This is a genomic window from Leclercia sp. LSNIH8 (assembly GCF_002920195.1).
Classification (GTDB): domain Bacteria; phylum Pseudomonadota; class Gammaproteobacteria; order Enterobacterales; family Enterobacteriaceae; genus Enterobacter.
In genome coordinates, this window is record NZ_PQJY01000043.1 from 1 (window position 1) to 511 (window position 511).

Genomic DNA, 511 nt, shown 5'->3' on the forward strand with positions numbered 1-511 from the left:
AAGCTGTTTCACTTCGCGTTGTGAAAATTTGAGAGACTCGAACACACCTTCATCTGTTCTTATTACGGAGAACAGACACAGCGTGTCGTTTCAATTTTCAGCTTGATCCAGATTTTTAAAGAGCAAAACTTCGCAGCGCACCTTCGCAGGTACACTCTGAAGTTTTCAGGTTTTCGCAGTAAAGATGGTGGAGCTATGCGGGATCGAACCGCAGACCTCCTGCGTGCAAGGCAGGCGCTCTCCCAGCTGAGCTATAGCCCCATCGTGGTCTTCTCTGTACCGCCAATTTTTTCTGAGGCAAGGTGTGGTGACACGAAGCATACTGAAGTATGTGAGTGTCGCCGCAACGCAGCATCAGTAAAAATTTGGTAGGCCTGAGTGGACTTGAACCACCGACCTCACCCTTATCAGGGGTGCGCTCTAACCACCTGAGCTACAAGCCTGCAGAGATTTTTTACTGCTAATTTTCATCAGACAATCTGTGTGGACACTACAAAGGCAGGTTCTGGAC

2 tRNA genes are annotated in these 511 nt (G+C 48.5%); both read right to left on the minus strand.

Features of this window, described 5'->3' with window-relative positions:
* Nucleotides 1-185: 185 nt before the first annotated feature.
* Nucleotides 186-261 (minus strand) — tRNA-Ala (locus C3406_RS25880).
* A 105-nt stretch (nt 262-366) separates the two neighbouring features.
* Nucleotides 367-443 (minus strand) — tRNA-Ile (locus C3406_RS25885).
* Nucleotides 444-511: the final 68 nt, after the last annotated feature.